This window comes from Blautia sp. MSK18_10 (genome assembly GCF_020553185.1).
GTDB lineage: Bacteria > Bacillota > Clostridia > Lachnospirales > Lachnospiraceae > Blautia_A > Blautia_A wexlerae.
This window is the reverse complement of sequence record NZ_JAJCGT010000126.1, coordinates 1-569: the sequence shown is the minus strand read 5'-3', so window position 1 is coordinate 569 and position 569 is coordinate 1. Positions and strand designations below refer to the sequence as shown.

The following is a 569-nucleotide window of genomic DNA, read 5'->3' as shown; positions in this document are numbered from 1 at the left end:
CGTAACAAGGTAGCCGTATCGGAAGGTGCGGCTGGATCACCTCCTTTCTAAGGAAGAAGTAGAAGATCGAAGATGTGTTTTACTGTTGAGTTATCAAGGAAAACTGAATAACAACATTTCTGGTAGTGATGCGCTTAGGGGACACACCCGTTCCCATCCCGAACACGACGGTTAAGACCTAAGCGGCCGATGGTACTGCACTGGAGACGGTGTGGGAGAGCAGGTGGCTGCCAGATCAAATGGGGATGTAGCTCAGTTGGGAGAGCACCTGCCTTGCAAGCAGGGGGTCGAGAGTTCGAATCTCTTCATCTCCACTGAAATCGAAAGATTTCAAGATGGGCTTATAGCTCAGCTGGTTAGAGCGCACGCCTGATAAGCGTGAGGTCGGTGGTTCGAGTCCACTTAAGCCCATTGGCTTATAAAAATTTAGCCGTGAGGTTAAGTGTTAAGCCTGATATAAATTGTACCTTGAAAACTGCATACATGAAATTTGATTAAAAGTTAATCAAATATCCTTGATACAAAACGTTAAGAGATATGAGAGTATCTCATAAAACGCAAGATAGGAA

2 tRNA genes and 1 rRNA gene are annotated in these 569 nt (G+C 45.2%); all 3 read left to right on the top strand.

Annotation, left to right across the window (positions count from 1 at the left end):
• Window positions 1-118: 118 nt before the first annotated feature.
• The 3 genes from rrf to LI074_RS17120 all read left to right on the top strand — a co-directional run bounded on the left by rrf (window position 119) and on the right by LI074_RS17120 (window position 411).
• Window positions 119-236: ribosomal RNA gene (rrf, locus tag LI074_RS17130) — 5S ribosomal RNA — on the top strand.
• Between the two features lie 5 nt (window positions 237-241).
• A tRNA-Ala gene (locus LI074_RS17125) sits at window positions 242-314 on the top strand.
• Between the two features lie 23 nt (window positions 315-337).
• A tRNA-Ile gene (locus LI074_RS17120) sits at window positions 338-411 on the top strand.
• Window positions 412-569 lie beyond the last annotated feature (158 nt).